Genomic DNA, 15,569 nt, shown 5'->3' with positions numbered 1-15,569 from the left:
CGGACGCCTGGATATGCGTATGGAAGCGCTGCTCTGGTGGGATTTTTGTAGGTGTTGAGGATGAGATTGGGGCTAAGTGCCAGTCTCATTGGCTGCCCGGCGTTGATGCGGTGCTCAGGATTCGCGCTCATGATCGAGGCGCGTACTGTTAAGGGACGGCGTGGCTGGATCACGAGTGGTCGAGTACCTTGCTCGACGCCCGCGCGCAGGGCTGGGACTGGCTCGGGGCGAATCTCGCCGACGGCTCGGCGCTGATGGCCTTCAGGATCCGCGCCCACGATGGACACGCGATGTGGGCGCATGCAGTGCTTCGCAATCGCGACGGTCAGGTCACGACCTTCGCGGCCGATCAGGTCGGGTTCATGCCGGTTCGTACGTGGCGCTCACCGCGCACGAACACGTCCTACCCGGTTTCGATGACGCTCAGGACGGGCTCGCTGGCGTGGCATCTCACGCCGCTGATGGACGATCAGGAACTGGATTCGCGCCAGTCGACCGGCGCGGTGTACTGGGAAGGCGCGGTGCGCCTGAATCGTGATGACGCGCAGGGGGGTCGTGGCTATCTGGAACTGACCGGCTATGCGGATGCGTTGCGGCTGGGGAGGCACTGAGGGGACTTCGCTGCAGCGATCAGGCGTCATTCGCGACGGCGGTAAGCTGGGGTACCTGGGTGTCCCGGCTTGATGCTCACCGCTATCGTTCCCCTGCCATGGCCGGGATTCCTCTGCAGCCTGCGGGATGCGCCCCCCGATGCGTTCAGGATGCTGAATCGGTGCTGGTAAACGCAGAAACCCCACCTTTGCGGGGTGGGGTTTCTGATGCTGCTGGGGAGCCTGACGATTACCTACTTTCACACGGGCAATCCGCACTATCATCGGCGTGGAGTCGTTTCACGGTCCTGTTCGGGATGGGAAGGGGTGGTACCGACTCGCTATGGTCATCAGGCATGACTTGTTGTCGCACTGCTCGTGGAGCAATACAACCAATCTGGAAGAAGTAGTTTCTGGTGATGCTCACCAGAGAAGCTTTTGGGGTTGTGCTGTTTCTGGCACAACACTGATCTCAACCGTGCGTCTCGTGTCCCTTTGCGGGAGCAAGACACACCTGTTATAGGATCAAGCCTTACGGGCAATTAGTATCAGTTAGCTTAACGCATTACTGCGCTTCCACACCTGACCTATCAACGTCCTGGTCTTGAACGACCCTTCAAGGGGCTTAAAGCCCCGGGGATATCTCATCTTAAGGCGAGTTTCCCGCTTAGATGCTTTCAGCGGTTATCTCTTCCGAACATAGCTACCCGGCGATGCCACTGGCGTGACAACCGGTACACCAGAGGTTCGTCCACTCCGGTCCTCTCGTACTAGGAGCAGCCCCCTTCAAATATCCAGCGCCCACGGCAGATAGGGACCAAACTGTCTCACGACGTTTTAAACCCAGCTCACGTACCTCTTTAAATGGCGAACAGCCATACCCTTGGGACCGGCTACAGCCCCAGGATGAGATGAGCCGACATCGAGGTGCCAAACACCGCCGTCGATATGAACTCTTGGGCGGTATCAGCCTGTTATCCCCAGAGTACCTTTTATCCGTTGAGCGATGGCCCTTCCATACAGAACCACCGGATCACTATGACCTGCTTTCGCACCTGCTCGACTTGTCGGTCTCGCAGTTAAGCACGCTTATGCCATTGCACTATCAGCACGATTTCCGACCGTACCTAGCGTACCTTCGTACTCCTCCGTTACACTTTGGGAGGAGACCGCCCCAGTCAAACTGCCTACCATGCACTGTCCCCGACCCGGATAACGGGTCAAGGTTAGAACCTCAAACAAACCAGGGTGGTATTTCAAGGTTGGCTCCACGCAGACTGGCGTCCACGCTTCATAGCCTCCCACCTATCCTACACAGATCGGTTCAAAGTCCAATGCAAAGCTACAGTAAAGGTTCATGGGGTCTTTCCGTCTAGCCGCGGGGAGATTGCATCATCACAAACACTTCAACTTCGCTGAGTCTCGGGAGGAGACAGTGTGGCCATCGTTACGCCATTCGTGCAGGTCGGAACTTACCCGACAAGGAATTTCGCTACCTTAGGACCGTTATAGTTACGGCCGCCGTTTACCGGGACTTCAATCAAGAGCTTGCACCCCATCATTTAATCTTCCGGCACCGGGCAGGCGTCACACCCTATACGTCCACTTTCGTGTTTGCAGAGTGCTGTGTTTTTATTAAACAGTCGCAGCCACCAGTTTATTGCAACCCCTTCACCCTTTGCCCGCAGGGGCATCAAGCTACAGGGGCGTACCTTATCCCGAAGTTACGGTACCAATTTGCCGAGTTCCTTCTCCCGAGTTCTCTCAAGCGCCTTAGAATACTCATCTCGCCCACCTGTGTCGGTTTGCGGTACGGTCTTGTTAAACTGAAGCTTAGAGGCTTTTCTTGGAACCACTTCCGATTGCTTCTTCACCTAAGTGAATGGCCTCACACCCTTGAATTCCGCGCCCGGATTTGCCTAAGCGCCTTCTCCAATGCAAGGACCGGGACTTCCAACACCCGGACAACCTTCCGCGATCCGTCCCCCCATCGCATTTAACAATGGTGCAGGAATATTAACCTGCTTCCCATCAGCTACGCATTTCTGCCTCGCCTTAGGGGCCGACTCACCCTACGCCGATGAACGTTGCGTAGGAAACCTTGGGCTTACGGCGAGGGGGCTTTTCACCCCCTTTATCGCTACTCATGTCAGCATTCGCACTTCCGATACCTCCAGCACACTTTTCAATGCACCTTCGCAGGCTTACGGAACGCTCTCCTACCATGCACATAAATGTGCATCCGCAGCTTCGGTATATTGCTTAGCCCCGTTACATCTTCCGCGCAGGACGACTCGATCAGTGAGCTATTACGCTTTCTTTAAAGGATGGCTGCTTCTAAGCCAACCTCCTGACTGTTTTAGCCTTCCCACTTCGTTTCCCACTTAGCAATATTTGGGGACCTTAGCTGGCGGTCTGGGTTGTTTCCCTCTTGACACCGGACGTTAGCACCCGATGTCTGTCTCCCGTGATTGCACTCTTCGGTATTCGGAGTTTGCTATGGCGTAGTAATCCGCAATGGACCCCACAACCATGACAGTGCTCTACCCCCGAAGGTGATACACGAGGCACTACCTAAATAGTTTTCGGAGAGAACCAGCTATTTCCAGGTTTGTTTAGCCTTTCACCCCTATCCACAGCTCATCCCCTAACTTTTCAACGTTAGTGGGTTCGGACCTCCAGTACGTGTTACCGCACCTTCATCCTGGCCATGGATAGATCACCTGGTTTCGGGTCTACACCCAGCGACTGAATCGCCCTGTTCGGACTCGCTTTCGCTACGCCTGCCCTAATCGGTTAAGCTTGCCACTGAATGTAAGTCGCTGACCCATTATACAAAAGGTACGCAGTCACCCCTTGCGAGGCTCCTACTGTTTGTATGCATGCGGTTTCAGGATCTATTTCACTCCCCTCCCGGGGTTCTTTTCGCCTTTCCCTCACGGTACTGGTTCACTATCGGTCGATCACGAGTATTTAGCCTTGGAGGATGGTCCCCCCATCTTCAGACAGGATTTCACGTGTCCCGCCCTACTTGTCGTACACCTAGTTCTTCCTCGCTGCTTTCGTCTACAGGGCTATCACCTGCTATGGCGGCACTTTCCAGAGCCTTCGACTAACAATGAAGATAAAGAGTACAGGCTGGTCCCATTTCGCTCGCCACTACTCTGGGAATCTCGGTTGATTTCTTTTCCTGCGGTTACTTAGATGTTTCAGTTCACCGCGTTCGCTTCTCATAGCCTATGTATTCAGCTATGGATACTCCATTAGGAGTGGGTTTCCCCATTCGGATATCGGGGGATCAAAGCTCGTTTGCCAGCTCCCCCCCGCTTTTCGCAGGCTACCGCGTCCTTCATCGCCTGTGATCGCCAAGGCATCCACCACATGCACTTGTTCGCTTGACCCTATAACGGGTGTGTCTCCCGCCGTCTTCACTGGGAAGACCGCGTTTTCTCACACTCGCTACAGGTTGAGTATTCGTGTTGCGCCGTATTCCAAGGCAATCTTTCGATCACCTTTTCATACATTGATACAATCACAACCCTGATCCACCTACTCACACACCCATCTCTAAGTATGCTTTCGTGAATCTCTTTACTACTTCTTCCTGATTGTTAAAGAACGACAGCCGATATCGCGATTGCTATAACCGCGTATCCCTACTGACTGGCTCAATCGCCAATGCATAACGTTCTGCGCATTCACAGAACACTAGGCATTGAAGATTGGTGGAGGATGACGGGATCGAACCGACGACCCCCTGCTTGCAAAGCAGGTGCTCTCCCAGCTGAGCTAATCCCCCAGTCATACAGATATCACAGAGGTTTTTTATCGATTAGTGCAGCCACCGCAGAAACAGTGGTGGGTCTGGATGGATTCGAACCATCGACCCCCGCCTTATCAAGACGGTGCTCTAACCGACTGAGCTACAGACCCCTGAGTCTGTCTTGATTTACAGCCGATAAGCGTGAGCGCTCAACACTTGATGCGTTAGCTCGAGAAAGGAGGTGATCCAGCCGCACCTTCCGATACGGCTACCTTGTTACGACTTCACCCCAGTCATGAATCCCACCGTGGTAAGCGCCCTCCTTGCGGTTAGGCTACCTACTTCTGGTGAAACCCACTCCCATGGTGTGACGGGCGGTGTGTACAAGACCCGGGAACGTATTCACCGCGGCATGCTGATCCGCGATTACTAGCGATTCCAGCTTCACGCACTCGAGTTGCAGAGTGCGATCCGGACTACGATCGGTTTTCTGGGATTGGCTCCCCCTCGCGGGTTGGCGACCCTCTGTTCCGACCATTGTATGACGTGTGAAGCCCTACCCATAAGGGCCATGAGGACTTGACGTCATCCCCACCTTCCTCCGGTTTGTCACCGGCAGTCTCCCTAGAGTGCTCTTGCGTAGCAACTAGGGACAAGGGTTGCGCTCGTTGCGGGACTTAACCCAACATCTCACGACACGAGCTGACGACAGCCATGCAGCACCTGTGTTATGGCTCCCTTTCGGGCACTCCCACCTCTCAGCAGGATTCCATACATGTCAAGGGTAGGTAAGGTTTTTCGCGTTGCATCGAATTAATCCACATCATCCACCGCTTGTGCGGGTCCCCGTCAATTCCTTTGAGTTTTAATCTTGCGACCGTACTCCCCAGGCGGTCAACTTCACGCGTTAGCTACGTTACCAAGTCAATGAAGACCCGACAACTAGTTGACATCGTTTAGGGCGTGGACTACCAGGGTATCTAATCCTGTTTGCTCCCCACGCTTTCGTGCATGAGCGTCAGTATTGGCCCAGGGGGCTGCCTTCGCCATCGGTATTCCTCCACATCTCTACGCATTTCACTGCTACACGTGGAATTCTACCCCCCTCTGCCATACTCTAGCCCGCCAGTCACAAATGCAGTTCCCAGGTTAAGCCCGGGGATTTCACATCTGTCTTAGCGAACCGCCTGCGCACGCTTTACGCCCAGTAATTCCGATTAACGCTTGCACCCTACGTATTACCGCGGCTGCTGGCACGTAGTTAGCCGGTGCTTATTCTTCCGGTACCGTCATCCTCCCCGGGTATTAACCAGGAAGTTTTCTTTCCGGACAAAAGTGCTTTACAACCCGAAGGCCTTCTTCACACACGCGGCATTGCTGGATCAGGCTTGCGCCCATTGTCCAAAATTCCCCACTGCTGCCTCCCGTAGGAGTCTGGGCCGTGTCTCAGTCCCAGTGTGGCTGGTCGTCCTCTCAGACCAGCTACAGATCGTCGCCTTGGTAGGCCTTTACCCCACCAACTAGCTAATCTGCCATCGGCCGCCCCTGTAGCGAGAGGTCCTAAGATCCCCCCCTTTCCTCCGTAGAGCGTATGCGGTATTAATCCGGCTTTCGCCGGGCTATCCCCCACTACAGGACACGTTCCGATGTATTACTCACCCGTTCGCCACTCGCCACCAGGGTTGCCCCCGTGCTGCCGTTCGACTTGCATGTGTAAGGCATGCCGCCAGCGTTCAATCTGAGCCAGGATCAAACTCTTCAGTTCAAACCTGTTACTGTTTTTCGGTTCCGTTAAGAACCGGTCGCTCACTCAACGTACTGACGAATGATTCATCTGTCCGAGGACAGAAAAACCTTCCTTTCATTACTGTGTGAGACTTGATGCTTTTGCTTTGCAGCAGACCCCGAAGGATCCACTCGCATCGCGTATCAAGCGCCCACACTTATCGGCTGTTAATTTTTAAAGATCGATCCGCTCACAAAACCGCGCCCACTTCAACCACCCGGCACCGCTTCGTTCTGCGTCGCTGCGTCTGCAGCAGAGAAACGAGATTATGAAGAACTTTCGCAGCACCGTCAACAGGTTTTTATCACTTACCAAACCTGCCTACTTCGCTGGAAGCCTTGCCACTGCTGGCTTTCCCGCTTCCCCGTGCTCCGGTATCCGAAGCACGAAAGAGCGAGATTCTAGCGAGCCGCGCAGGCACTTGCAAGCGTTATTTTGATGTGCGTGGATTCGTCAGATTTGACGGAGAAACGGCCGCCTTCGAAGCAGGCCCAGTGCGATCAGAACCATCGCCAGCCCATACAGCCGCATGTTTTCTCATCACCCGCTCAACCAGTCCTAAATAGTGATTCAGATCCGGCGTCGGTTGATTCTGAACTTTCGCCTGGTCGTCCCATTTACGCAGACGCAGCGCGTCTTTCGCGTAGGGCTTCTGCAGAAACGACTCAGCCTCTTCGTCACTAAAGATGCCGCCCTGCAATTCCAGACTGCGCACCGAGTCGGCGGAAAGCTGGCCAAAATACGTGGCGTCGATTGCGCACAGGCAGCGCTTGGCGTCGACGTGCAGCCGGATCGGCTCCAGCACCGCATCCGGCAACACCGGTCGCAAGAACGGCAGCGCGAAGTACTGATGCAAGTCGTCGATTCCCCGCTCGGTCGGCGTTTCCCCTTGCAGATTCAGCAAATGCCCAAGGTCATGCAGGAACGCAGCAGCGACCAGCTCGTCGGCGGAGCCCGCCTCTTCGGCCAGTGCGCCGCTCTGCAACGCGTGCTCAAGCTGCGTGACCGGCTCGCCGCTATACGCGAGCGCGCCGTACCGCTCGAACAGCGAACGGATATCGTTCAGACTCAATGCCACTCTCTCACTCCCACGGTAATGAAAAGGTCTTCAGGTTGGCGAAGCGCTTCATCGCTTCCTGAACGCCTTCCTTCTAGCCAAGCCCCGAATCCTTGTTGCCGCCGAACGGCGTCAGCTCGATCCGGTAACCCGGCACTTCCCACACGTTGACCGTCCCCACGCGCAATTCGTTGATAAAGCGCGTGATCGCGTCCTGCCGGTTCGTACACACGCCCGACGACAACCCGAACGGCGTCCCGTTGCTGATGCGGATCGCGTCGTCGAGCAAATCGAGCGCGATGATCGGCGACACGTGGCCGAACGTTCCCTCGCGCACCAGCGTCATCGACGGATCGACGCCGTCGAGCACGGTCGGCGAATACAGTGCGCCGTTGCGTCGATTACCGATCCACAGGTGCGCGCCATTCGCCATCGCCTCGTTCACGCGCGCTTCGAAAAGCTGTGCGGCGGCGATGTCGATTACCGTGCCCATCTGATTGCACGTATCGAACGGATCGCCGAACGGCCACGCACGCGTCTTTTCAACCACCAGATCGGCGAACTCGTCAGCGACCCGCTTTTGCACCAGCATCCGCTTGACCGCCCTGCAACGCTGCCCGGAGCACTTATAAGAACCCTGCACGGCGAGCGTCGCGGCACGTTCGAGATCGGCGTCGTCGGGCACAATCAGCGGATCGTTGCCGCCGAGTTCCAGCACGACGCGACGAAAAGCCCGCGCGCGCCGCAATCGACTTGCCGGTTATCACCCCGCCTGTAAAAGTCACCCGCTCCGCCAGCGGATGCGTGGTCAGCTCTTCCTCGATTTCACGCGGAGCGCCGGTCAGCATCTGCAACATCGGCGCAGGCAAGCCGGCCTCATACAGCACATCGGCCAGATGAAGCGCCGACAACAGCACCTTCTCCAACGGCGTCAGCACCACGCGATTATTCGTCGCGATCGCCGGCGCAACCTGGTTCATCGGATGGTTGAACGACGTCATCGCGACGATCAAACCCGCCAGCAGCTCACGCCGCGAAAACACGCGCCGCTTCCTGCCTTGCGGCGTGAGATCGCAAGAGACTGGCCGTCGTCACGCAACGCTTCCATCGACGCGAACCTGAACACGTCGGCCACGCGCCCCATCTCATAGCGCGAGTCCTGCTTCGACAAGCCCGATTCGCGTGAGATCAGATCGGACGCCTCTTCAGCGCGGTCACGCAGCGGACCGGCCGCGCATTCGAGAATCTGCGAACGCTCATAGCACGTGAGCGTGGCTGGATAAGTGGCTGCGTAATCGAACGCGGCCGGGTCCCAGAAGTAATTGCCGCAGATGCCATGCACCGACGGCGGCACGCCACACACGATCGACAGATTGTTCGGGTTGGTGAACGACAGAATCACGCAGTCGCCCCGGAATGCGGAGCCGCCTTTGAGCATCGCGCCGATGAACAGCGCGACGCCCGCCGATACCGCCGCGTCGATAGTCGAATTCGCAGCCGTCGACGCACACCACAACGGTCGATTGCGACGGCAGCCGGTAGCTGCGGCCATTGACTTCGATCGTACGTTCGCTGGAATCCGCCATCGTTACCTTCCATGCGCGCGGGGACACGCGTGCCGTAGTCAATCAGTTGATGCGCTCTCAACCGTCCGGCGAAACGGATGAAGCCGATGAAGCCGGCATCCGCACCGCTTCGAGCGCCCCCGCCGGTTCGCACGCCGCGTGAGCGCGCTGCAAGCCGCCGTGCACATGTGCGTGCATCAGCGCGGCGGCATGGTCGGCGTCGCGTGAAGCCAGCGCCGTCAGAATCGCGCGATGCTCGGTCAGCGAGCGCTCCAGCGCGTCCGCCTGCACGGCCAGCGCGGCGCGGCGGAACAGGCTCAATTCGCTCACCAGCCGTCGATACGTCTCGTACAGCTTCAGATTGCCCGCCGACGCCACCAGCGCGTCGTGAAACGCGACGTTCGCGCGGGCGTACGCGTCGTGATCCTGTACATCGACCGCGGCGCGCATCGCGTCGACCCAATCGCGCAGCACCGCGAGCTTGCGAGCGTCGATATTCGCTGCCAGCATCCGGCACGCCGCCTGTTCGAGCACCGCGCGCACCGTGTAAATCTCAGCGGCTTCCGCGAGCGTCACCGTGCGCACGAACACCCCACGGTTCTTCTCGGTGCGCACGAGTCCGGCCTGTTCCAGCGCGCGAAACGCCTCGCGCACCGGCCCGCGCGACACCTGCAGCCGCGCCGCCCAATCGGCTTCGTTGAGCTTGTCGCCCGGCGCGAGCATGCCTTCGACGATATGCCGCTCGATTTCGTCCCGGACCAGCGTTGTCAGCGAATGCCGGCGCACCACGTCGATGGGATCAACCCCGGCAGATTGCATATTTTCGGTCATTTTGACAAATTTCGCCACATCGACGGATGTTTGTGTGCGGCCCGTGCACACAAACACAACACCCCGATCTGCTCGTCAGTCGATCCGGCGACGCGGCGCGCGCGCGGCGATCAGCAACAGCGCGGCCAGCGAAACCAGCAGCAGAATCAGCGACAGCGCGGAGGCCGGCAGGTAATAGCCGCGCTCCACCTGGCCGACGACGACGATCGGCACCGTCGCGAAGCCCGGCGGATACACGGTAAGCGTGGCGCCGAGTTCGCCGAGCGACAGCGCGAAGCCCAGCGCGAGACTCGCACGGATCGCCGGCACGAGTTGCGGCAGCACGACACGGCGCAACACCATCGACGGCGGTGCACCGAGGCTCGCGGCCGCTTCGCGCAGAATCGTCAGTTCCGGGCGCAGCGCGGCGGCGGCGCAGCGGTAGCAGAACGGCAGCACGAGAGCCAACTGCACGAACACGACGATCGCGGCAGAACTGGACAGATCGATCGGCCGCTTGTGATACGCGATCAGCACGGCCAGCCCGAGCACCACGCTCGGCACGCCGTTGGGCATCATCGCGATGGTGTCGACGAAAGCGCCCAGGCCGCGGCGGTCGCGTCCTTCGAGCGCCAGCGCGAGCCACAGCCCGAGAATCGTGCCGAGCACCGCGACGCCCATGCCGACTTCGAGGCTGGTGGTCAGCGCATCGAAGTCGCTCGAACCGAGGCGTTCGAACCAGCGCATGCTGAAACCGTCGGGCAGCATCGTGCCGGACCAGTGCGCGGCCACGCTGGAGAGCGCGACGACCAGCACCGGCAACACGAACAGCCAGAAGCACAGCAACGCGGGAAAGCCGAGGAACAGGCCGCTTAGCATCCGCGTGAGCAGGCTGTGACGCACCGGCCGCGCCTTTTTATGCATGACCGGCAATACGGTCGGGTCGAGTTCAACGGCCATTGCCCGCTCCTTTCAGTTGGCGACGGTTGACCTGGCGGTACAACGCATACAGCGACAAAGACATCAGCAGCATCACGACAGCGCCTGCGGCGGCGGTCGGCAGATCGAGGTCGACGGTGGCGGAACTGTAGATCGCCACCGGCAACGTGATCAGATGCGCGCTGCCGAGCACGAGCAGGATGCCGAACTCGTTGAGCGTCAACAGAAAACAGAGGATCGTGCCCGCCGCGATGCCCGGCCACGCGAGCGGCAGGATCACCTTGAACGCGACCATCACGCCGTTCGCGCCGAGGCTGCGCGCAGCTTCGATCAAACGACGATCCAGCAACGCGAACGACGCCAGCGTGGGACGCACGACGAACGGCGCGTAGAACACGACTTCCGCGAGAATCACGCCGCCGACACCGAACAGAAAGTTCAGCGGCGGCTCCTGCAAATGAAACAGCCGCTGCAAGCCGATACTGACCGAGCCTTGCGAGCCGTACAGGAAGATCAGCGTGAACGCGACCAGGAACGACGGAAACGCGACGAACAGTTCGAGAAAGCGCGTGACCATGCGTGCGCCCGGGAACGGCTTGAAGAACAGGATCGACGCGAGCGCCACGCCGAGCAACGACGCAAGACCGGCGCTGGCGAACAGAATCCACAGCGTCGTGCCGATCACGCCGCGCGTTTCGGGGTTGCCGAAGAACGTCGAATACGCCTGCACGCTGATACCGTGCGAACCGGTCAGGCTCAGCATCACCAGGCGCACCAGCGGATAGATAACCAGCGGCCCGAGCACCACCACCGCGAGAAACAGCAGATGCCACTGCGCCGCGCGTTCGCGCCGTTTGACGGCCGCGGTGTGTGACGCGGCGCTCGCGTCGCGGCGAGCCTGGGCTTCGGCTTCGGCCTGAACATCGGCCTGACTATCGGCCTGCGATTCGGCCGCGCTCAGCGGCGCAGACACATTAGCGGTTGATAAGGACGACATCGTCAGCCTCATAACGCAGGGAAACACGCGCGCCCTTCTCCGGCATCATGCCGTGGCCGCGCTGCATGGTGACGAGCACCGGTTCGTTGGGCATCGCGTCGAGCACGACCGACACCGACAACACCGCGCCATACCATTCGACCGACGCGATCGCGCCATGCAACTGCCCTTCGCCGAGTGGCACGATGCGCAGCGCCTCGGGACGCAGACACGCCACCCGGTCGCGCTCGTTATAGCGCACGTCGTCCATGCTGAACGCGACCTGCGGCGACAGCAGATTCGCCGCGCCCAGGTAGCGCGCGACAAAGCCGTCGGCGGGGGTGTCGTACAACTGCTGCGGCGTGCCGAGTTGCGCGATGCGGCCTTCGCGCATCAGCAGCGTGCGGTCGGACAGCACGAGCGCGTCGTCCTGATCGTGCGTCACGCAGACGATCGTCAGATTCGGCAGTCGCTCGTGCAGCGCCTTCAGTTCGGAACGCACCGATGCGCGCAGATTGGCGTCGAGTGCGGAAAGAGGTTCGTCGAGCAACAACACGTCTGGCTCGATCACGAGCGCGCGGGCCAGCGCCACACGTTGTTGCATGCCGCCCGACAGTTGCGCGGGCATCACATGACCGGCGTCGCCGAGTTGCACGAGCTTCAAAGCATCGGCGACACGGCGTGCGACGTCTTTCGACGGCGTGCGACGCGCGCGCAAACCGAACGCGACGTTGTCGAACACCGACAGATGCGGGAACAGCGCATAGCTCTGAAACAGCAGACCGAGGTTGCGCTTATGCGGCGGCACGTGCGTGAGATCGTGGCCAGCCACGGTCAACGTGCCGGACAGTCCATCTGCTTCGATAAACCCGGCGATGAAACGCAGCAGCGTGGTCTTGCCGCAACCGCTGCGGCCGAGCACCGTCAGCAATTCGCCGCGCTGGATGGTCAACGACAGATCGTCGAGCACCGTGCGCGAACCGAAGCGCACCGTCAGATGGTCGATCTGCACGCCGCCCGGCGTAGTCGAACGCGCGAGCGCGTCCGGTGAGGCGCCGAGCGCGCCAGGTTGAGCAAGACTGGCGGTATTCACCGGGTTCATCCTCCAACAAGATTAAAGCTGATGCGGCGTCTCCATGACTGTGAGACGCCGCCTGAATCGACTACTTCACATCGGATCGCCGTCGCTGGCGAGCCGTGGCTTACTTCGGCTTGACCACTTCGAGCTGCTTGCCCGACGAACCGATCACGTCGTTCTTCCAGCGCGTGGTCCAGTCCGCCTTCTTCGCCATCACCTGGTTCCAGTCCACCGGAATCAGCTTCACGCCCGTAATTGCCTGCTTGACGGCTTCGCCGTTCTTGCCGGCGAGCGGCACGTCGGTACGGCCCGGAATGCCGAAGATGTCCGGCACCTTGGCCTGCACGTCCGTCGACATCAGATAGTCGATCAGCTTCTTGCCTTCAGCCTGGTTCGGGCCGCCCTTGATCAGGCCGATCGCGTACGGCAACTGGAACGTGGTCGGCTGACCGCCGGGGGCGGCAGCGAGGAACACCGGCTTGAGCGACAGGCCGCCATTTGCTGCATCGTCGAGATCCATTTGCAGATCGCCGTTGGCCACCGCGATTTCGTTGCGCGACAACAGCACGTCGAGATAGCCCGTGCCCTTGGTGTGGAACTTGGCGCTCTGTTCGAGCTTCTTCAGATAATCGAACGCCTTGTCTTCACCCATCAGCGACGACGTCAGGATGATCACGGCCATGCCGTCGCCCGCCGTCGCCGGGTTCGAATACGCGACCTTGCCGCTGAAATCCGGGTGCAGCAGATCGGCGAACGTCTTCGGCTGGTTCTTCGTGACGTCCGGGTTGATCGCGAACGAGAAGTAGTTGTTCACGAAAGTCGCCCACGCACCGTTCGGCGCCTTCGCGATGGCCGGCACGTTCTTGTAGTTGGCGCTCTGGTAAGCCTGCAGCAATCCAGCCTGATCGGCTTGCTGGATGAACGGCGGCAACGTGACGATCACGTCGGCCTTCGGCTGGTCCTTCTCGATGGTCGCGCGGTTCACTACTTCACCGCTGCCCGCCGTGACGATGTTGACCTTCACGCCTTCTTTCTTTTCGAAAGCCGGCAGCACGTCCTTGTAGAGGTTCTCCAGGCCGTCGGCGGTGTACAGCACCACGGCGTCGGCCGCGTGAGCCTGCACTGCCATGCCGCCGAACGCAGCCGCGGCGACCAGCGCCGGCAACAGCTTGCGTGCGAAACCGGCCGTGACTTGAAGGGAATTCGTCTTTGTCATGTCGCTCTTCTCCGAAAGGCAAAAAACCAGACGGTCGGGATATCCCGATACCTGTTGTGATTGAACGGCGGTAGCGCCGCGCCGCTTGCGTGTTGCCCGCAGCCAGTTGCCGGTCGCTTTCTGCCCCGCTTTGACGCGGAATCGCGCGGCTTGCGCGCAGATTGCAGATTGCCAACAACTTCGCCGCGTCTTCTTCAGCCTGACCTGCAGTTCACTGACGACTTCGCGCTGCCTGCCATGCCTGAACGGGCACGGCAAGAATCACAGGTTTCCATGACAACGCCATGACGATTGTGGCGAATTCCAAAAAATGACACAAATCGCCAATAATAGCCAAAGCGATCGAATGGCAATCTGCTGCGGATCCGGACGATTGCTGTGACGATTGAAGCTTGTTGCAGGCGTTGATCCGACCTCGATCCGGTTAGACGCGCAGTGTCCCCGGCACGGCCAGAAACCGCACGCTTCGATTGGGATTGACGGTCGAATGAATGAAAATCGAGGCGTGCGCAGCAGAATCGTATATGGCGAAAATGACGGCGTACGCGCATTGCATGAAAGCGCTGAAAATTCGCGACTCAAGCGGCCTTTGACACGCCGACGTCACGCGACTCAGGGCCGGCTTGCGGACAACGGCGCGTATTGTGCCCTTCCGGCGGGGATCTTGCAGCGAAGGGCGGCTTGAGTTGGGCAGAAATTGAGCGAGAGGGGTAGCGTCCGCCAGCATCGTGACGCGCGGCCTCTTGCCTGAGTACCGTTTGGTCACGCAGCGTCAGCCTGAGCACCAGAACATGAGGCATCAACCTGAGCGCTGCCAGGCCGAGCTCTGTCGGGCTGACGGGCGTCAGGCGATCACGATTTCAGGACCGTGCGCGGTGATCGCTTTGCCGAGCGCGCGCTCGGGCGCCAGTTCGGTGACCAGATAGCGCGCCGACTCGATACCGTTGATACGCACCGGCGTCACGCGGCCGAACTTCGAATGATCGGCGACCACCACCACCGTGTCGGCGGCGGCGATCATGCGGCTGCGCACTTCGGCGGCCATGCGGCTGTAGTCGGTCAGATAACCGTCCGGCGAAATCCCGCCCGCGCCGATGAACGCGAAGTCCGCGTGGTACTGCGTCAGTTGATGGACCGTGTCGAGTCCGAAGGTGGCGTCTTCGATATCGGAAAGCTCGCCGCCCAGCAGCGTGATGCGGTTGTCGTTGCGGCGGCCGAGCAGCAGCGCGATGCGCCAGTCGTTGGTATAGACCGCGAGCCGGTGGCGGTCGAGCAGCGCGCGCGCCACGGCCTGGGTGGTGCTGCCCGAGTCGATGATCAGCGATGCGCCGTCGGGCACGTACTCCGCCGCGCGCTCGCCGATCGCGCGCTTTGCGCCGGCGTTCGCGGCTTCACGCGTGTCGAGGTCGGGCTCGCGGCGGTCGCTCGAGAGCGCGCCGCCGTGCGTCGTGACGAGCAGTCCGCGCCCGGCCAGCGCGTTCAGATCGCGGCGGATGGTTTCGCGCGATACGTTCAGTTCACGCACCAGTTCAGCGACCGAGAGCGCGCCCGTTTTGGCGACTTGAGCGAGGATGTATTGGTGACGTTGTTCTGCAAGCATCTGTTGAAAGCCGGAAGCCGGCACGCTGGAGGGTTCGCCACGGTTGGAGAAGGCCGCCGTATTGTATTACGCGTCGCCTGATGATGCGGCGCAGGCCCATTCGTGCCTCGCGTCCCCGCGCCGCTTACGCAGCGCTTACCGTGCGCCCGCAGGCACCGATCGTGCGACTCATCTCGCGCTTACCTGCTA

Annotated in this window: 6 protein-coding genes, 2 tRNA genes, 3 rRNA genes and 3 pseudogenes; 1 reads left to right on the top strand and 13 read right to left on the bottom strand. The window is 59.8% G+C overall.

Features of this window, described 5'->3' with window-relative positions; all coding sequences use genetic code 11:
- Nucleotides 1-152: 152 nt before the first annotated feature.
- Nucleotides 153-611 (top strand): annotated as a pseudogene (locus tag BLS41_RS20135) (lipocalin family protein); the annotation flags it as partial.
- Between the two features lie 220 nt (nt 612-831).
- Here the strand turns inward: BLS41_RS20135 and rrf are convergent.
- The 13 genes and pseudogenes from rrf to BLS41_RS20070 all read right to left on the bottom strand — a co-directional run bounded on the left by rrf (nt 832) and on the right by BLS41_RS20070 (nt 15,380).
- Nucleotides 832-945: ribosomal RNA gene (gene rrf, locus BLS41_RS20130) — 5S ribosomal RNA — on the bottom strand.
- 166 nt (nt 946-1,111) lie between these two features.
- Nucleotides 1,112-3,991 (bottom strand): 23S ribosomal RNA (locus tag BLS41_RS20125).
- A gap of 322 nt (nt 3,992-4,313) precedes the next feature.
- Nucleotides 4,314-4,389, bottom strand: a tRNA-Ala gene (locus BLS41_RS20120).
- A gap of 57 nt (nt 4,390-4,446) precedes the next feature.
- Nucleotides 4,447-4,523 (bottom strand) — tRNA-Ile (locus BLS41_RS20115).
- Nucleotides 4,524-4,587: 64 nt separating this feature from the next.
- Nucleotides 4,588-6,118 (bottom strand): 16S ribosomal RNA (locus BLS41_RS20110).
- Together the 16S, 23S and 5S rRNA genes with 2 tRNA genes alongside form the textbook arrangement of a ribosomal RNA operon.
- A gap of 544 nt (nt 6,119-6,662) precedes the next feature.
- A pseudogene (locus BLS41_RS20105) lies at nt 6,663-7,217 on the bottom strand (phosphonate degradation HD-domain oxygenase); the annotation flags it as partial.
- A 4-nt stretch (nt 7,218-7,221) separates the two neighbouring features.
- Nucleotides 7,222-8,634 (bottom strand): annotated as a pseudogene (gene phnY / locus BLS41_RS20100) (phosphonoacetaldehyde dehydrogenase).
- Between the two features lie 205 nt (nt 8,635-8,839).
- A complete protein-coding gene (locus tag BLS41_RS20095; RefSeq protein WP_074768000.1) occupies nt 8,840-9,592 on the bottom strand; it encodes a phosphonate utilization associated transcriptional regulator in 753 nt (250 codons plus the stop codon).
- Between the two features lie 75 nt (nt 9,593-9,667).
- The gene (gene phnV / locus BLS41_RS20090) at nt 9,668-10,531 is read right to left on the bottom strand and encodes a 2-aminoethylphosphonate ABC transport system, membrane component PhnV (RefSeq protein WP_074767998.1); all 864 of its coding nucleotides are present in this window, start codon (nt 10,529-10,531) and stop codon (nt 9,668-9,670) included.
- Nucleotides 10,521-11,507: a 2-aminoethylphosphonate ABC transporter permease subunit gene (locus BLS41_RS20085; RefSeq protein ID WP_074771066.1), complete on the bottom strand. Its 987-nt coding sequence runs from the start codon at nt 11,505-11,507 to the stop codon at nt 10,521-10,523. Before BLS41_RS20085 ends, phnV begins: the two co-directional genes overlap by 11 nt.
- Entirely contained in the window at nt 11,485-12,579 is a 1,095-nt protein-coding gene (gene phnT, locus BLS41_RS20080; RefSeq protein WP_074771067.1) for a 2-aminoethylphosphonate ABC transport system ATP-binding subunit PhnT, read from the bottom strand. The genes BLS41_RS20085 and phnT overlap by 23 nt, the downstream gene beginning before the upstream one ends.
- Nucleotides 12,580-12,688: 109 nt before the next feature.
- On the bottom strand, nt 12,689-13,780 hold the full coding sequence (gene phnS, locus BLS41_RS20075) for a 2-aminoethylphosphonate ABC transporter substrate-binding protein (RefSeq protein ID WP_074767996.1): 1,092 nt from the start codon (nt 13,778-13,780) through the stop codon (nt 12,689-12,691).
- A gap of 844 nt (nt 13,781-14,624) precedes the next feature.
- A complete protein-coding gene (locus BLS41_RS20070; RefSeq protein ID WP_074767994.1) occupies nt 14,625-15,380 on the bottom strand; it encodes a DeoR/GlpR family DNA-binding transcription regulator in 756 nt (251 codons plus the stop codon).
- Nucleotides 15,381-15,569: the final 189 nt, after the last annotated feature.

The sequence above is a fragment of the Paraburkholderia fungorum genome (assembly GCF_900099835.1).
In the GTDB taxonomy this organism is placed as follows: domain Bacteria; phylum Pseudomonadota; class Gammaproteobacteria; order Burkholderiales; family Burkholderiaceae; genus Paraburkholderia; species Paraburkholderia fungorum_A.
Note: the sequence above shows the minus strand (reverse complement) of the source record. Positions and strands in the feature narration are given on the sequence as shown.

Excerpts from the sequence above, each read along its gene's own strand:
- BLS41_RS20095 (WP_074768000.1), bottom strand. The coding sequence starts at position 9,592 with ATGACCGAAAATATGCAATCTGCCGGGGTTGATCCCATCGACGTGGTG.
- phnV (WP_074767998.1), bottom strand. The coding sequence starts at position 10,531 with ATGGCCGTTGAACTCGACCCGACCGTATTGCCGGTCATGCATAAAAAG.
- BLS41_RS20085 (WP_074771066.1), bottom strand. The coding sequence starts at position 11,507 with ATGTCGTCCTTATCAACCGCTAATGTGTCTGCGCCGCTGAGCGCGGCC.
- phnS (WP_074767996.1), bottom strand. The coding sequence starts at position 13,780 with ATGACAAAGACGAATTCCCTTCAAGTCACGGCCGGTTTCGCACGCAAG.
- BLS41_RS20070 (WP_074767994.1), bottom strand. The coding sequence starts at position 15,380 with ATGCTTGCAGAACAACGTCACCAATACATCCTCGCTCAAGTCGCCAAA.